General features: G+C 67.9%; 14 protein-coding genes and 1 pseudogene. 1 reads left to right on the forward strand and 14 read right to left on the reverse strand.

Annotated elements, in window-relative coordinates; all coding sequences use genetic code 11:
• Positions 1 to 239: 239 nt before the first annotated feature.
• The 12 genes and pseudogenes from HCA61_RS23415 to HCA61_RS23470 form a co-directional block, all read right to left on the reverse strand.
• The gene (locus tag HCA61_RS23415; protein WP_206040475.1) at positions 240 to 737 is read right to left on the reverse strand and encodes an SgcJ/EcaC family oxidoreductase; all 498 of its coding nucleotides are present in this window, start codon (positions 735 to 737) and stop codon (positions 240 to 242) included.
• Positions 727 to 1,239 (reverse strand): MarR family transcriptional regulator, encoded by a 513-nt coding sequence (locus tag HCA61_RS23420; protein ID WP_206040476.1) that lies wholly within the window; start codon positions 1,237 to 1,239, stop codon positions 727 to 729. The genes HCA61_RS23415 and HCA61_RS23420 overlap by 11 nt, the downstream gene beginning before the upstream one ends.
• Before the next feature lie 230 nt (positions 1,240 to 1,469).
• The gene (locus HCA61_RS23425; RefSeq protein WP_169690584.1) at positions 1,470 to 2,399 is read right to left on the reverse strand and encodes a 1-phosphofructokinase family hexose kinase; all 930 of its coding nucleotides are present in this window, start codon (positions 2,397 to 2,399) and stop codon (positions 1,470 to 1,472) included.
• 69 nt (positions 2,400 to 2,468) lie between these two features.
• Positions 2,469 to 3,014 (reverse strand): dihydrofolate reductase family protein, encoded by a 546-nt coding sequence (locus HCA61_RS23430; protein WP_169690585.1) that lies wholly within the window; start codon positions 3,012 to 3,014, stop codon positions 2,469 to 2,471.
• A gap of 94 nt (positions 3,015 to 3,108) precedes the next feature.
• Positions 3,109 to 4,355, reverse strand: a pseudogene (locus tag HCA61_RS23435) (glycerate kinase).
• Positions 4,356 to 4,410: 55 nt separating this feature from the next.
• Positions 4,411 to 5,826, reverse strand: a complete 1,416-nt coding sequence (locus HCA61_RS23440; RefSeq protein ID WP_240960035.1) for an SLC13 family permease — start codon at positions 5,824 to 5,826, stop codon at positions 4,411 to 4,413.
• A gap of 86 nt (positions 5,827 to 5,912) precedes the next feature.
• Complete coding sequence (locus tag HCA61_RS23445; protein WP_169690587.1) at positions 5,913 to 6,572, reverse strand: response regulator transcription factor; 660 nt, start codon at positions 6,570 to 6,572, stop codon at positions 5,913 to 5,915.
• Between the two features lie 4 nt (positions 6,573 to 6,576).
• Entirely contained in the window at positions 6,577 to 8,142 is a 1,566-nt protein-coding gene (locus HCA61_RS23450) for a HAMP domain-containing sensor histidine kinase (protein ID WP_169690588.1), read from the reverse strand.
• Positions 8,132 to 8,569, reverse strand: a complete 438-nt coding sequence (locus HCA61_RS23455; protein WP_169690589.1) for a hypothetical protein — start codon at positions 8,567 to 8,569, stop codon at positions 8,132 to 8,134. Before HCA61_RS23455 ends, HCA61_RS23450 begins: the two co-directional genes overlap by 11 nt.
• 139 nt (positions 8,570 to 8,708) lie before the next feature.
• Complete coding sequence (locus HCA61_RS23460) at positions 8,709 to 10,145, reverse strand: transcription antitermination factor NusB (RefSeq protein ID WP_169690590.1); 1,437 nt, start codon at positions 10,143 to 10,145, stop codon at positions 8,709 to 8,711.
• A complete protein-coding gene (fmt, locus tag HCA61_RS23465; RefSeq protein ID WP_169690591.1) occupies positions 10,142 to 11,065 on the reverse strand; it encodes a methionyl-tRNA formyltransferase in 924 nt (307 codons plus the stop codon). Before fmt ends, HCA61_RS23460 begins: the two co-directional genes overlap by 4 nt.
• Positions 11,066 to 11,217: 152 nt before the next feature.
• Positions 11,218 to 12,198 (reverse strand): alpha/beta fold hydrolase, encoded by a 981-nt coding sequence (locus HCA61_RS23470; protein WP_169690592.1) that lies wholly within the window; start codon positions 12,196 to 12,198, stop codon positions 11,218 to 11,220.
• Between the two features lie 126 nt (positions 12,199 to 12,324).
• Here HCA61_RS23470 and HCA61_RS23475 point away from each other — a divergent pair, with 126 nt between their 5' ends.
• A complete protein-coding gene (locus HCA61_RS23475; protein ID WP_169690593.1) occupies positions 12,325 to 12,744 on the forward strand; it encodes an NUDIX domain-containing protein in 420 nt (139 codons plus the stop codon).
• Positions 12,745 to 12,749: 5 nt separating this feature from the next.
• Here the strand turns inward: HCA61_RS23475 and HCA61_RS23480 are convergent, their stop codons facing one another.
• On the reverse strand, positions 12,750 to 14,768 hold the full coding sequence (locus HCA61_RS23480; RefSeq protein ID WP_247274663.1) for a primosomal protein N': 2,019 nt from the start codon (positions 14,766 to 14,768) through the stop codon (positions 12,750 to 12,752).
• A gap of 18 nt (positions 14,769 to 14,786) precedes the next feature.
• On the reverse strand, positions 14,787 to 16,001 hold the full coding sequence (gene metK / locus HCA61_RS23485) for a methionine adenosyltransferase (RefSeq protein WP_169690594.1): 1,215 nt from the start codon (positions 15,999 to 16,001) through the stop codon (positions 14,787 to 14,789).
• Positions 16,002 to 16,112 lie beyond the last annotated feature (111 nt).

Consider the following 16,112-nt stretch of genomic DNA (forward strand, 5'->3'; position numbering starts at 1 on the left):
TCAGCGTGCCGACAGGATGGTTTCCTGAAGGAAGGTCAGGGCACTGTGCCCGCTACCGCGGGTAATCCGCCGAACTCGGCGAGGTGCCATCCGGCCTTGTCCACCGCACTATCTCGGTCGCGGTCGCCTCAGCGCCGCAGGGGGGTGCTCCGGTGATGGCGACCGCGGTGCGGTCGCAGAGGAAGCGCGCTCCGCACCGAGGATCGCATCGGTCGACGACACGACGCACGCAACGCCGATCAGGCCGGCACGCCGGTGGGCTGCGCGCGCCCCAATCCCACCGCACGAGTTGCCTGCACCAAGGAGCGGGCCGCTCGCGCGGCGAAGGAATCCGACACCGGAATCCGCACCGGACGAATCCGGCCATTATGGATCGCCGTGAACAGCCAACCCTCCGCGGTTCGAACCGCAACGATGGTGTTGCGGGTCAATCGCCGTTTCGGTGGTTGCGACCGCCATGCAACGACGACCGAACCGGTGCCGTACAACAGCGCGACATCGTCACCGAGGTGACGTATCGAGTCGATCTCGCCGACCAGGGCGCTACCGAACAGCACACCTCGGAACAGCGCGTCGTGGGATTCGATAACCGCGCCGCGCCCGATGATTCGGGTGCCGTCGAACGAGACATAGTCGCAATCCTCGCTGAAGCACGCGCCGTAGGCCTTCGCGTCGCCGTCGGTCCACGCTCGGCACATCCGATCGAACAGATCCCTGAGCTGTGCATCATCGGTCATGATCTTTCTCCTTTGCTCTCGATATCGCTTCGGTCCGCATGATCGCGACCCTCCGGTACGAGAATTCGATGCTGCGGGAGAGGAATTCGGCAATGGTGGCGAGTTCGTGATCGTCGAATCCCGCGACCAGACCGGCCGCGTCGTCTCGGATGCTGCCGAACACCTCGGCGATCTCGGGCGAGGCATCGAACACCGGACGCAGGATCTGCTTGCGCCCGTCACGAGGGTCGGGCTCACGTGTCAGGTGCCCCGCCTTCTCCAGCCTCGCGACGACCCCGGTGACCGCGCCGGTGGTCAACCCTGTGATCGCCGCCAACTCACTGCCGGTCATCGCACCCCTCTCGTACAGCAGATCGAGGCACTTGTGGTCGGTGGGACCGAGCCCGAGCCGTTCGGCGACGGCGTGATGAAACAGGACTGTGGCCGTGCTCAATCGACGGGAGAGATCACTCGTGACCACGTCCGCCAGATCGTCGCGGCCCTCCCACATCGACCTGTTCACGTCACTCCCCTTCGTTTTCGCTTAGAATCTAAGCTACTTTCTAAGCGGGTTTACGACAAGGGCGGAGCGCTCGCGAACGCCGTCGGCTTCCGGGACTTTCCTCTCGTCACACGGGTTTCCTCAGGTCGTCGAGGTGCGGAAACCCACAGACATGGGCGAAACTTCGAGCACTCATGGACACGGCGAACCAGTGGGGCCGTCGCGTTCGACCCGAAGCGGCGCCGTCGAAATCACAGACCGCGGGCGAGCGCGTCGAAACGATCGATGTCTTCGCGGCGGCAGACGTGGCTGCCCGCCGTCAGCAAGGCGGCGGAGCCGCAGGCAATTCCCAGCGCCAATGCGTCACGCAGCGGCCGGTCCTGCAACAATCCCACGACAAGCCCGGCGACCATGCTGTCACCGGCACCGACCGCGCTGCGCACCTCGACGTCGAGGGCAGGCACCTGCACGACCTCGGCGGCGGTGACCATGATGGCTCCGTCGGCGCCGAGCGACACCACGACGATCTCCGCGACACCACGGTCGACGAGTTCGCGGGCCGCGGCGATCCGGTCGTCCGAGGTAGGGAGGTCATGACCGACCCATTCGCACAGTTCGTCCAACGACGGTTTGACGAGAAAGATCCCCGACTCGATGCTCGTGAGGGCGTCGCCCGACGAGTCGAGGACGAACCGCGCACCGGCGTCGCGGGCGGCCTCGGCGACCCTCCGCACGAAGGTGCCCCGCACGCCGGGCGGGAGGCTCCCGCTGGCAACGACGTATTTCGCGTCTTTCGCCACCTTGGTCAGCGTGGCGAGGCACTGTTCCTGTTCCGCAGCGGTCAGTTCTGGGCCGGGCGTGACGAACCGGTATTCGAGCCCACTCGTGCGGTCGATCGCCGTGAAGCATTCCCTGGTGTCGTCGACGATGGGCACGATGTGTTCTTCGACGTCGTCGTCGTCGAGCAGACCGCTCATCTGCTCGCCGCGCGCACCCCCGGCCGGATACACCGCTGCGGCCGACGCACCGAGTACGCGGGCGACCTTCGCGACGTTCACCCCGCCCCCGCCGGCGTCGTAGAACGGCTCGTCGCACCGGAGTTTGCGGGTGTGCACCACGTGGTCTGTGAATGTGGTGACATCGAGGGCCGGGTTCATGGTGAGCGTGACGATGTCGGGCATATGCGAACCTTATGAGCAGAGATGCGCACACGTCGACTCACGTCGCGGGAGACCGCGCGCTCCTATCGATCAGGCGGTGTAGCGCAGCAGGGAGACGCCGTTCCGGAAGCCTCGGGCCTCGATCAACTGGAGGCCGGTTGCCTCGTACCCGTCGGGGAACAAACGTCTCCCCCGACCTTGGACAATGGGATAAACGAACAGTCGGTACTCGTCGACCAGACCGGACTCGATCAGGCCGTGGGTCAGCATGATGCTGCCGGTGACGACGATGTCTTGGCCTTCCTGTTCTTTCAGGGCCGCAACCCGGGCAATCCAGTCGCCGGTGAGCACGGTCGAGTGCTGCCATCGGGGATCGGCCAGCGTCGACGAGACGACGTATTTCTCGATGCGGTTGAGTTCGTCGGTTATCCCGGTGTGGTCGTCGGTCTGCTCTGGCCAGAAGCTGCGGAAGTCCTCGAAGGTTCGCCGACCCAGCAGGATCGCGTCGGAGTCTTCGGACTGTGAACGGGTTGCGTCCAGCAGTTCCGGGTCCTGACCCATCGGATCGAACCAGTCGCCGAGCATCTCGATGGCGCCGTCGAGGGTGATGTTCTGGGTGATCGCGAGTGTCCTCATGTCGAATTTCGACCTTTTCGGGACTGCAGAATCATCGCTGCTGCAGGGCTGCGGATCGGGAATCCGTCGAATCCGGCATCCTGCTCTGTGCGCGTCAGGCTGCGGTCACCGCGGCCACCCGGCGCTTGTTCTTCTTGCCTCGTCCCCTGTTCCGGCATGCGACAGCGGAGCCGAGCATGAGCAACCGCATGGACCGGGCAGCGGCGTCGACCAGCAGCTCGTGTCCGTTGGCGACGGCCTCTTCGAGTTTCATCGGGACGGGGATAATCGACGCAATCGCGCCGATCCCGACGTCGTGCACGTCCGGGGCGCCGCGGCCGAGCGACCCGGCGAGCGCGAGCACCGGAACCCCGACCTGCTGAGCGCGCCGCGCGATCTCGGCGGGCACCTTGCCGTGCGGCGTCTGGAAGTCGATGCTTCCCTCCGCGGTGATGATCAGGTCGGCGCGGGCGACGAGACCGTCGAGGTCGATGCCGGACAGTCCGCTGTCGAGCAGCACGTCGAAACGGGATGCGATACGTGCCCCGGCGAGCGCTGCGAGTCCCGCGCCGAGCCCGCCGGACGCCCCGGTTCCGGGACCGGTCCGGATATCGAATCCAGGAGTAGTGCAGTGTTGTTCGAGCACCTCCGCCCACCTGCTCAGCGCGGCGGAGAGTTCGTCGACCTGCGTGGGAGTCGCGCCCTTCTGGGGACCGAACACGCGGGCGACCCCCTGCGGCCCGCACAGCACATTGTGGGTGTTGCAGGCAAGGACGATCTCGGCATCAGCGAGGGCCGGGTGCAGGGCGTCGAGGTCGAGTCGATCGGCTCGCACAAGGTGGCGACCGCCGTCGGGAAGATCATGTCCGTCCCGGTCGAGGATCCGAACGCCGAGTGCGCGCAGGGCGCCGGCGCCGCCGTCGCTGGTTCCGGAGTCACCGCATCCGACGACGATGCGGCGGATCCCGTCGTCGAGCACAGCGGCGATGAGTTCGCCGACACCCCGGGTGGTGGTCGCACCGGGTCGCGGCGGCTGCCGGGCACAAGTCGCAGGCCGGCAGCCGAAGCCATCTCGACCACTGCGGTGCCCGCGGAGGCACCCCCGAGTCGCGCCCACTGCGCGACCACGGGCTCGCCGACAGGGCCAGTGACCGTGGCCGGAACGAGAGTGCCTCCGGTGGCCGCCGCGAGGATCGCGGCGGTGCCCTCCCCTCCGTCCGGGATCGGAACGGTGTCGACGGCGACGCCGGGCAGCGCCCTCCGGACCCCGATCGCGATCGCCGACGCAACAGAAGGTGCGTCGAGACTCTCCTTGAATCCGCTGGGTGCGACAAGAATTCGGTGCGGAACCTTCAATGCCATTACGCCACTCCTATCGGTGAGGGGAGAACAATTCAGAGGGTGACCACGGGTGGAATCACGGGAACAGCGGCATGCCGAGCAGCGGCCACACGAACCAGGCGAACAGGAGCACAAGCACGGCGCTGAGTGGGCCGAGAACCGCGGACAACCACAGCAGGTCCCTGCTCGTGTAGGTGGGGACCTCCGGCACCGACGAGAACAGCGTCACCGGTTTCGCGGAACTGGGCAATGTCAGACAGAAACCGGCTGCGGCGGTCGAAATGAATGCTGCCGCAAGAGGATCGACGCCTACCGTGGGTGCGAGTGCCACAACCACGGGAATGAGCACCGCCGACCGTGCCGAACGCGACTGGATCACCAGGTGCGCGGCGGTCGAGATCACGACGACGACCACGACGAACAGCGGTCCCGCTGCCGCACCGCGTGAGGTGAGCGGACCGAACGCGGTGGTTGCGAGCCAGTCCGCGGCGCCGCTGGTGGTGAGCGCGGTGCCGATCGACAGGGTCGCGGCCATGAAGAGCAGCAGTGTCCACGGCACGGTTTTCAGCGCGGCACCGAGCTTCACGGAGCCGTAGCGCGGTGAGGTTGCCACGAGCGCGCCGAGCAGCGCCACCACAGCAGGATGGATGCCATGCAGCGGCTCGGTGCACCACTGCACAATCACAACGGCGAGCAGCAGCGCTGCCCGGGACTCGGCGACGGTCAACGGACCGGTCACCGGAGTCGAGGACTGCGCACCGATGTCCTCGGCAGTGATCGACAGGCCCCGATGACGGTCCTCCGCGTCGGTGAACATCCAGAGCACCACTTCCGCCGCAGCATGCGACGAGACGATCGCCAGGGGCAATCCCAGCAGCATCCACGTCGCGAATTCGAATCCGCTGCCGGTCGCGGTGGTGACGATCCGGCTCGTGATCAGGTGTGCACCGGCGCCGAGCAGCGATGCCACGGCCGACAGCAGTATCACCGTCGGGAACAGCAGCGCCAGGGCACGCACCAGCCGGGGGCGGTCCGCCAGGACGGTGGCAATCGCGACGAAGACCGGCAACACGAGCGCCGCACGCCCCGAAGTCGACGGTACGGCGAACGCCGACACCACCAGCGCCGCGGTCACCAGGTGGATCAGAGCCCGTGGGGTTCGCGCGCCGGTGACGAGGAACGCGGCGCCGCGGGTGGCCAGCCCGGAGGAGGCAACGCCTGCGGCGATGACGAACGCCGACATGAGCAGCCACACGATGTCGTCGCCGAGCGCGGCGAACAGCGCATCGGCGTCGGTGACTCCCACGGCGGTGAGGGTCGCGGCAGCACCGAGCGCAATATAGGTGTCGTCGACACGGGTGAAGATCCACAGCCATACCGCAATCACGAACACGATCAGGGTGAGTGCGGCGTCCGCGCTCAGAGCGACATCGGTGCGGGCGAGATACACGATGCCTGCGCATGCGACGAACAGGACGACAAGGGCTGACAAACGACCCGGGGTCGGCAGGTGCCGCTCCCGCCGAGGTGAGCGCGGCGAGGTTGTCGGCGCGCGCGGTGGTGTGGTCGCGAAGTACGTCATCGCAGCCGATACCCCGCTCCGCGGATCGTCTCCACCCGGTCGCCGCCGATCTTGTTGCGTAACGCGCGCACGTACACATCGACGACGTTGGAGGCCGGGTCGAAGTCGTAGCCCCACACGTGCCCGAGGATCTGTTCACGGGAGAGCACCTGGCCGCGATGCCGCAGGAACACCTCGAGTAGGGAGAATTCGCGGCTGGTGAGGTCGACTGTGGCGCCACCGACCTCGACGCGGCGGGTACGGAGGTCCAGTGCAAGATCGCCGTCGCCCAGTACCGACGTCGGATCGGTCGCGCCGACGTCACCGATCCGCAGCCGGATCCGTGCGAGGAGTTCGGCGAACTGGAACGGTTTGCTGACGTAATCGTTGGCTCCGCCTTCGAGCCCTGCGACGGTGTCGGTGACGCTGTCGCGTGCGGTGAGCACTATGACCGGAGTCCGGACCCCTTCGCCCCTGAGCCGGTCGAGCACGGTGAACCCGTCCATCTTGGGCAGCCCGATATCGAGGATGACCAGGTCGAACGCGTCACTGCGGGCCAGCAGCAGCGCCGTCTCCCCGTCGCCCGCATGGGTGATGGTGTAGCCGGCGGCGCGCAGCCCCTTATCCAGGAAGGCGACGATCCGTGGGTCGTCCTCGGCGATCAAGATGCGGCTCAATGGATTACGGCCTCTCCAAGGTCGGAGCTGATACGGGCTCGCGGGGGCCCGGCTCGGTGTGTTCACGGTGGCCGGTGGCGTGGACGCGCGCACCGGGACCGTCCACAGGGAGGTCGATACCGAAAGTGGCGCCCTCTCCCGGGATGCTGTCCACCCACACCGAACCGTGGTGGGCGTCGGTGATGGCCCGCACGATCGCCAATCCGAGTCCCGCACCGCCACGTTCGGGTGCCGGCCCGTCGACGTCGGCAGGGCCGGGGTTACCACGCCGGAACCGCTCGAAGATGCGACTCGCGTCCTCCGGTGCCACACCGGGACCGGTGTCCTTCACCCACACCCGGAACAGACGATGCCCGTCATCGACGACGAAGGCAGATCCGAGCTGGATGACGTCGCCGGCGTGAGTGTGGGAGACCGCGTTGGTGGCGAGCTGCAACGCGGCCTGGGTGACACGCTGGCTGTCGATGTCGGCGACCCCCTCTGCCACTTCCATGAGCTGCCAGTCGCGGGTTCCGAGCATCTGTGCCTTGGCTTCGATGTCGAGTGTCAGGTCGGTGACGTCCACGTCGCGGCACGTCACGAAATCGGGGCGTTCGGCCTTGGCAAGCACAAGCAGGTCGCTGACGATGCGGGCCATGCGATCGAGCTCGTCCTCGACGAGGCGAAGAGTCGCGGCGCGGGTGGTGGCATCGGTGGTTCGGTCGAGTTCCATCACTTCGAGGTGCCCGCGGATCACGGTGATCGGCGTGCGCAATTCGTGTCCGGCGTCGTCGACGAACCGTTGCTGGGTTGCGTGAGCCTGTTCCAAGCGATCGAGCATCGAGTTGAAGGTTTCGGCGAGCGCAGCAATATCGTCGCGCCCGTGGACGGGCACCCGACTCGTGAGGTCTTTCTCTCCGATCGACGCGGCGACCTCGCGCACCTGCCGGATCGGGGCGAGGATCTGGGCAGCGACAAGCCAGCCGATGACTGCGGTGAGTCCGAGTCCTCCGACCGCGACGAGCGCGATGGTGCGGATGGTCTCGCCGACCTGCGCTCGTTGTTCGGCGGTGAACACCGCGACGATGAGCGCGCCGTCGTCGCTACCCGAGGTGACGTCGGAACGGGCCCACCGTACCCGGCCGCCCGGGGCGTCGATGACGCCCGAACTGGTAGGTGTGGCAAGCATCTGGTCGAAGAGATTTCCGTCCTCGGTCAGGCCCGGCGGCAGGTCCGGCCTGTCGAGGGCGATACGCCGATCGAACAGCAGGTCACCACCGACGACCCCGACGATCACCTCACCTTCCGAGGTGTGTTGCCGGTTCAGGTACACCTCGAGCATCCGGTCCACGCTGGTGAACGGCGCGGCGGTGGTCGGGTCGACACCGACGGACGCGAAGGCGCGGAACTCGTCGATCTCCTGGGTGATGTCGGCGTTCGCGTCGTGGTCGACATCGTTGAGCAGCAACGCGCGGGCCGTGACAACGACCGACACCAGCGCGACGGCGGTGGTGAGGAGAATCCAGGTGAGGATGCGCCAGCGGGCAGGCAGGGCCGACCCTCGCGATGCAACCACCTCATCACTCGCCATCGTCGTCCCAGTCATCATCCTCGGTGTCGTCGTCCCAATCGTCATCGTCCCAGTCGTCGTCCCATTCCTGTGCGGGAGCGGGTAGCGGCTGACGTTGCACATCGGAGATCTGAGGTGTGGGAGGCGCCGTGTTCTCTGCCGTCGGCGCGACAGGTTCGACCGTAGGAACCGGACCGGGACGCACCGCCTCCGGGCCCGGCGCGTCGGTTTCCTCTGCGCCGTCACCGGGTGACTGCGACTGCGGTCCGCGCACGCGGGGAGCGTCGTCGGTCCTGCCGGGGTCGCGGGGATCGACCGACACCGTGATCGAAGCGTTGCCCACGTCCGGGGACCCGGCATGGCCGCCGAGTAACTGGCCCGCCCATGCGAGGCCCGCCGGAATCACCAACAGGGCTACCAGCGCAGAGATCCGCTTCACGATTGCCATGACCACAATGTTCTGGCCTCGGCGTGAACAGTTCGTGAAGCGAAGATGAGAGAGTCTTCATCTTTCGACACTCGTCGTGGTTGCGCCCGACCCGTGCCACCAGGCCCAACGGTCACCGGACAGCACGGTCGGGAGCCGGCTACTCCACCGGCTTACGCAGTGCCGCCATGAACATCGCGTCGGTGCCGTGCCGATGCGGCCACAGCTGCACGCCCGGCCCTGCACCGAGTTGCGGCACCCCCGGGACGAGTTCGCGGGTGTCGAGTTCTTCGACCCCGTAGCGGCGCACCGCGTCGGCGACGACCGCCACCGTCTCGGACACGTGCGGCGAGCACGTCGAATACAGCACGACACCGCCCGGACGCAACAATCCGATCGCAGATGCGAGAAGTTGCTTCTGCAGGCGCACCAGGTCGGCGACATCGCCAGGTCGGCGGCGCCACCGCGCCTCGGGCCTGCGGCGCAACGCCCCGAGCCCGGTGCAGGGCGCGTCGACGAGGATACGGTCGTAGCCGGGTTCGAGACCCGGTTCGCGTCCGTCCGCCACATGCACGGTGACCGGCAGACCACGAGCGGTCTTGCGAACCAGGTCGGCGCGGTGTTCGACCGGTTCGACGGCATCGACGGTGAACCCGTCGAGGTCGGCGAGCGCACCGAGCAACGCGGCCTTGCCACCCGGTCCGGCGCACAGGTCGAGCCAGCGTCCACCGTCGTCGCCGGTGAGCGGAGCCAGGGTCAATGCCCGGGCGACGAGTTGGCTACCTTCGTCCTGCACGGCGGCCATGCCTTCGCGGACGGGTTCGAGCCGGCCGGGGTCGCCGTGGTCGAGATGCACCGCGTACGGCGACCACTTGCCTTGTTCCCCACCGGTGATGAGCGCGAGTTCTTCGGCGGTGATGATCCCGGGGCGTGCCACGAGGTGCACGATCGGGCGGGCATCGTCTGCAGCGAGCACCTCGGCGAGCTCCCCGGCGTCCGGGCCGAGTGCATGCGCGAACGCCTGCGCTATCCACACCGGGTGTGCGTGGCGGAACGCGAGGTGTCCCACCGGATCCCGGTCCGCGTCCGGAGCGAGCCGTTCGACCCATTGCCCCTCTGTCTGCTCCCCCACTCGCCGCAGCACCGCGTTGACGAATCCTGCTCGGCCCTGGCCGAATTCGGCGCGGACCAGATCCACACTGGTGGCGACAGCAGCGTGATGCGCGACGCGAGTCCGCAGCAGCTGGTAGGCACCCAGGCGCAGCACATCGAGCAGCGCACCGTCGATCTCGTCCACAGGACGCTGCGCGGCGGACTCGATGACCGCGTCGAGCATCCCCTGAGCGCGGCACGCACCGTACGTGAGTTCCGTTGCGAGCGCTGCGTCGCGGGAATCGAGTTTACGTTCACGCAACAGCGCGGGAAGGACGAGGTTGGCGTAGGCGTCACGGTCCCGGACCGCGCGCAGCACGTCGCGCGCGGCGGTGCGCGCGGGATCGACCGCGGACTGCGATGGGCGGCGGGCCTGACGCGGTTTCGGGTTGCGATCGCCGGTTCCTTTTCCGGGACGCCGTGCGGGCCTGCGGGATTCGGTCACTGTGCACTCACTTCGGTGTCGAGGCGGGCGCCGCGCGCCCAGTCAGCGGCGGCCATCGCCTTCTTGCCGGGTGGCTGGACGGTGCCGAGCCGGACGGCGCTGGTTGCCGTCCCGATGAACAGGCCGTCCTTCCGGGCGAGAAGCTCGCCGGGTTCGAGAGTTTCGTCCGTTACGGTGACGGGTCCGAGCTTCACACGCAGGTCACCGATCATGGTCCACGCGCCGGGTGCCGGGCTCACGGCACGAATGTGGCGGTCGACGACGTGCGCGGGATGCGTCCACGTGACCCGGGCCGCGTCGACTGTGATCTTCGGGGCCAGCGAGACTCCCTCGGAGGATTGGGGTACGGGGCTGAGTATGCCGTCGGCGATACCGTCGAGGGTCGATTCGAGGAGGATCGCTCCAGCGTCGGCGAGGCGGTCGAGAAGGTCACCGGCCGTGTCGGTGGGGCGAATGGTCTCGGTGACCACGCCGTAGACGGGACCGGTGTCGAGGCCGGCCTCGAGCCGGAATGTGCTCGCGCCGGTGATCTCGTCGCCTGCGGCGAGTGCGGCCTGTACCGGTGCGGCGCCGCGCCACGCCGGGAGCAGCGAGAAGTGCAGGTTGACCCATCCCTGGGCGGGGATGTCGAGGACGTCCTGCGGGATCAACGCGCCATACGCGACGACCGGGCAGCAGTCGGGTGCCAGCTCGGTCAGTCGGGTCACGAACTCGGGGTCGCGCGGTGAGCGCGGGGTGAGCACCTCGATGCCGTGCTCGTCGGCGAGCCGGCCCACGGCCGACCGGACGGCTTTGCGACCGCGGCCTGCGGTGGTGTCGGGGCGGGTCACCACAGCCACGACCTCGTGCCGGTCGGATTCGATCAGTCGGCGAAGCGACGGGACAGCAGGCTCGGGTGTGCCCGCGAAGACGACGCGCATGTCAGCGGACCACCGCTTCGACTCGAGGTGGTGCGGAGGGGCGGGGTCCGGTCGGACGTGTCACGAATACTGCTCCCGAATCTCGACGACGATGATTCCCACAGTCTAGGGAGTCGACGGGTGGCAGATCGGAGCAGCCGACTGTCGGCGACTCAGAAGTTGCTCTGGATGATCATCTCGGGGATGCCGGTGCCCAACGCCACGGGAACACACTCGCCGAGACCGTATCGGTCCGGATCCAGAGCATGCCGAATCAGGGACAGCGCGAACGGGTCGTAGACCATGTTGAAATGCCCGGTCAGGTTCTGCGGGCACAGCTCCTGGATCACGTAGTTCAGTGCGCCACCGCTGCGCAGTGCGACGTTGCCGGAAGGCTGGATCACCTCGTCGACATTCGTGCCGATCGTCGTGTACTGCACTCCGGGCACAGTATCGGTGGGGGTGTTGACCTCGGCGAGCAGCTCCGAGCCCTCGAGTTGCTGGACGAGCGCTTCGGAGAACGACTCCTGTGCGATCTCCAACGCTCCGGGTACCAGCGCGGCAGCGGCACCGAGACCGTAGAAGGTTCCTCCGTAGCTCGGCGACGCGACACCTACCCAGCGGTCGACGAACTCGGCGCCGCCGAGTTCGTTGATGTAGTAGCGGGCGACGGTGGCGCCCTGCGAATAGCCGACGAGGTCGACCTCGTCGGTACCGGTGGCCGCGCGTACGGTGTCGACGAATCCGCCGAGCTGAGCGGCGCTGACACGGATGTCTCCGGTGCCGTACTCCTCGTCGCCCGCGGCGAGGCCGTAGTCCAGGACGAACACGCACCAACCGGACTCCGCGAGCAGTGGAGCGAGAGCAGCGAAGTCCGAGTAGCTGTTGGAATCGGTGCCGTGTGCCAGGATCACCGGCTTCGGATGTTCGCTCGACGGTCGGCAGGTGAAGTCATTGGCGCCGGCGGGCGCTGCACCCCGGTGAGTCTCGGCGTACTCGGCAGCCTCTGCGTGAGTGCGAACTACCGGACCGGGGGTCGAGGGCACGAAAGCGGTGGAGCTTCCGGCGGGTTGGGCACCCGCTGGACCTGCGACGAGAGCGAGGCTGCACAGCGCACCCACCACGGCCGCACCCACCGTCCGATGTGTCCGCACAGCGGCTTCCTTCCTCTGAACCCGACCCGACACAATTGTGACCTGAAACAGTGGAGCTGTCTCGCCGACATGAGATTCCACGGAGAGAGAGATGGGTCACCCGCGGGGCGCGGCTAGCATGTCGGGGTGGCAACGACCGGAGTGATCACCGTCAGTGCAGTCGTGTTGCGCAATGCGGAAGGCTCGTCGGTATTGACCGTCCGCAAGCGCGGAACCGATCGCTTCATGTTTCCCGGCGGAAAGCCCGAACCGGGTGAGACGGCCGCCGAAACGTTGATCCGTGAACTCGACGAGGAACTCGGCGTACGTCTCGACCCCGACGCCCTGCGACCGCTCGGAGTGTTCCGGGCCGCGGCCGCCAACGAAGCCGGTTTCGAGGTCGAGGCCACCGTGTTCGCACATCCGACGGTGCCGATCGGGGGGCCGGCCGCCGAGATCGACGAGGTGCGCTGGCTCGACCTCGGCCTCGACGACATCCCGGACGACATCGCGCCACTGACCGCACAGATGCTTCCCGCGCTGCGGGCCGATCTGCACGGGCACTGATCCCGTCAGCCGATCTTCGGCGGGTCCATCTGGACACGCAGCGGCCCATTCGCTCGGCGTGCTGTGCGGGTCGCCTGCGCCTGCCGCAACGCCAGACCGAGTTCCCGTCCACGGTTGCGGGCAACCCGGATGAGCATGCGGTGCACCTCGTCGGGTTCCGGATCGTCGGCGCTGAACGGCAGCCGCTGACCGGGCGGTAACGGAACCGGTCCCAGCACCTCGGCACCGTCGGGCAGATGTGTGGCCGCGATCAGTTCGGCCACCGCCGTCGCTCCCCCGTCGATCGCGGCCATGTGCACGGCGGGCGGGAAACCGACCTCTGCGCGCTCGGCGACTTCGTTGCGCGCATGCCCGACCGGATCCCAGCGCACCAGCGCCTGCACGGTCGGGATCCCGGAATCCGCGACCACGACAACCTGACCGCCGTCCGAGAACGACCGCACCAGCGCCGACGCAGTGAGCCACCGGCGCATCGTCTCTTCTGCGGCCCTCAGGTCGGCGCGGCCGAGCAGCGCCCAACCGTCGAGCAGCAGCGCGGCGCCGTATCCTCCGGGCACCACAGGTTCCGCACCGACGGTCGACACCACCAGAGCGGCACCTTCGGGTGCCGTGGCCTTCACCTCCGAGCCTCCCGACGTCACGACCGGCACACCGGGAAACGCTCGACCCAACTCCTCGGCGGTGCGTCCTGCTCCGACCACCACCGCGCGCAATGACCGAGCACCGCACGCATGACACCGATGGGTGGCGTCGGCAACACCGCACCACCGGCAGGCCGGCACCGCCGCCCCGTCGGGTCCACCGGCCGACGGCAACGCCAGGGGCCCGTTGCAGCGGCGGCACCGAGCGGGTGCCCGGCACTTACCGCACGCCAGAGCCGGGACATAGCCGCGACGCGGTACCTGCACCAGCACACCGTGCCCCGCAGCGAGCGCGGAACGGGCCGCCGCGAACGCGATCGCGGGGAGGCGGGCTGCTCGGGCCGCAGGATCACGAGCCAATGCCTGATCACTGTCGGCGAGCGCGGTGACCTTGGGTGCGCACGCGCGCAGCAGCTCACGGGACGGGATCAGATCATGTGCCCATCCGGCCTCGACGAGCGCCTGGGTCTCGGCGGTGCGCGCGTGCCCCGCAACGACGACCGAAGCACCCGTGGCGTGGGCGCGCAGCGCCGCAACCTCTCGGGTGTGCGGGTAGGGCGAACGTGGTTCGCAGTGTAGGTCGTCGCCGTCGTCCCAGATGACGAGCAGTCCGAGCCGCGGTGTGGGGGCGAACACGGCGGCGCGAGTCCCCACCACGATGCGGGCCGAGCCGCGCAATGCGTCCAGCCAGCGTCGATAACGCTGCGCGGGACCGAGACCGGCCGCGAGACCCACGACGTGTTCGGTCCCGGCAACTTCGATGCACGCGGACAGGACCCGGTCGAGGTCACGCTGATCGGGGACGACGAGCACTGCCGCGCGGTCATCGGACGCGACGACTGCCGCGAGCTCGGCGAGTCGTCGCGGCCAGTCGTCGCCGGGAAGTACCTGCCACGCGGCACGAACGGCACGACCGGCGCCGAGCGCTTCGAGAAAGTTGGCCCCATGTCGGTAGCGGGCCCACGCCGCGTGATCGATCTCGGGCACCGGGGGCACCGCGGTGACGCGGGTGGGTTCGGCTTCGACTCGGGCGTGTCTCGGCGGGACCGCGAGTCGCAAGACGTCTGCGCGGGTCCCGGCGTAGCGCGTGGCGACCTCGTCGGCGAGTCCGACGATCTCCTCGGTGAGGACCACTTCCCCGGACACCACGCGATCGAGCCAGCCCAGTTTGCCCGGATGATCACTCGTCGCGACGCGGGACAGCAGGAATCCGTCGACGAGCCGCCCTGCGAACCGCACGCGGACGCGGACGCCCGGTCGGGCGTCCGCGTCGAACTCGTGCGGGATCAGGTAGTCGAATTCGCGGTCGAGGTGCGGCAGCGGAAGCAGCGGAAGCACCCGCGCGACCGGGTCGACTTCGGCAGCGCGTCGTGGCTCGGCCACCGCTACCCGATCCCCGGGTTACAGACCGGCGGCCGCGCGGAGCTTCTCGGCGCGGTCGGTGCTCTCCCAGGGCAGGGAGATGTCGGTGCGACCGAAGTGGCCGTACGCGGCGGTCTGCGCGTAGATCGGCCGCAGCAGGTCGAGGTCGCGGATGATCGCGCCGGGGCGCAGATCGAACACCTCCCCGATGGCCTGCTGGATCTGTGCGGGATCGGTCTTCTCGGTGCCGAAGGTCTCCACGAACAGCCCGACGGGTGCGGCCTTACCGATAGCGTACGCGACCTGCACCTCGATGCGGTCGGCCAGGCCGGCGGCGACGGCGTTCTTCGCGACCCAGCGCATGGCATAGGCGGCCGAACGGTCCACTTTCGACGGGTCCTTGCCGGAGAACGCACCGCCGCCGTGGCGTGCCATGCCGCCGTAGGTGTCGACGATGATCTTGCGGCCGGTAAGCCCTGCGTCGCCCATCGGGCCGCCGAGCACGAACGACCCGGACGGGTTGACCAGCAGCCGGATGTCGGAGGTGTCGAGCTGCGCGAGGTTGGGGTCGGCCAGCACGGCATCGACGACATGGGTGCGCAGGTCGGGGGCGAGCAGGTTGTTCAGATCGATGTCCGCGGCGTGTTGCGTGGAGATGACGATGGTGTCGAGACGAACGGGGATGTCGCCGTCGTACTCGATGGTGACCTGGGTCTTGCCGTCCGGCCGCAGGTACGGGAGTACACCGGTCTTCCGGACCTCGGTGAGCCGTCGGGCGAGCCGATGCGAAAGGGAGATCGGAAGGGGCATCAGTTCGGGGGTGTCGGAGCAGGCGTAGCCGAACATCAGGCCTTGATCGCCGGCTCCCTGCAGGGCCACCTCGTCGTCGGTCAACGTGCCCGTGCGTGCTTCGTGGGAGACGTCGACGCCACCCGCGATCTCCGGCGACTGCGCGCCGATTGCGATGTTGACGCCACACGAGTTTCCGTCGAATCCCTTGGACGACGAGTCGTATCCGATCTCGAGGACACGGTCACGCACGATCTTGGGGATGTCTGCGTAGGCGGAGGTGGTGACCTCACCGACGACATGAACCTGTCCGGTGGTCACGAGGGTTTCCACCGCCACGCGCGAGCGGGGATCCGCGGTGAGCAGCGCGTCGAGGACGGAGTCGCTGATCGCGTCACAGATCTTGTCCGGATGTCCTTCTGTCACGGACTCACTGGTGAAAAGACGACCGCCGGTCTTGCTCACAGAACTCCCTCTCGCCTGTTGGATGTAGCGCTGAACCGTACCTGGTGGAACACGAATGCCGATGATCGGGACACATCCGACCACGTGCCGACGCTACTGCTCCCGGAGCGT

Origin of the sequence: Rhodococcus sp. HNM0563 (assembly GCF_012726195.1) — a bacterium.
Taxonomy (GTDB): Bacteria; Actinomycetota; Actinomycetes; order Mycobacteriales; family Mycobacteriaceae; genus Rhodococcus.

What these genes read in the sequence shown, in the direction of transcription:
- HCA61_RS23430 (WP_169690585.1), bottom strand. Translation starts at nt 3,014, where the DNA reads ATGAGGACACTCGCGATCACCCAGAACATCACCCTCGACGGCGCCATC.
- HCA61_RS23425 (WP_169690584.1), bottom strand. Translation starts at nt 2,399, where the DNA reads ATGCCCGACATCGTCACGCTCACCATGAACCCGGCCCTCGATGTCACC.
- HCA61_RS23450 (WP_169690588.1), bottom strand. Translation starts at nt 8,142, where the DNA reads ATGGCGAGTGATGAGGTGGTTGCATCGCGAGGGTCGGCCCTGCCTGCC.
- HCA61_RS23415 (WP_206040475.1), bottom strand. Translation starts at nt 737, where the DNA reads ATGACCGATGATGCACAGCTCAGGGATCTGTTCGATCGGATGTGCCGA.
- fmt (WP_169690591.1), bottom strand. Translation starts at nt 11,065, where the DNA reads ATGCGCGTCGTCTTCGCGGGCACACCCGAGCCTGCTGTCCCGTCGCTT.
- HCA61_RS23455 (WP_169690589.1), bottom strand. Translation starts at nt 8,569, where the DNA reads ATGGCAATCGTGAAGCGGATCTCTGCGCTGGTAGCCCTGTTGGTGATT.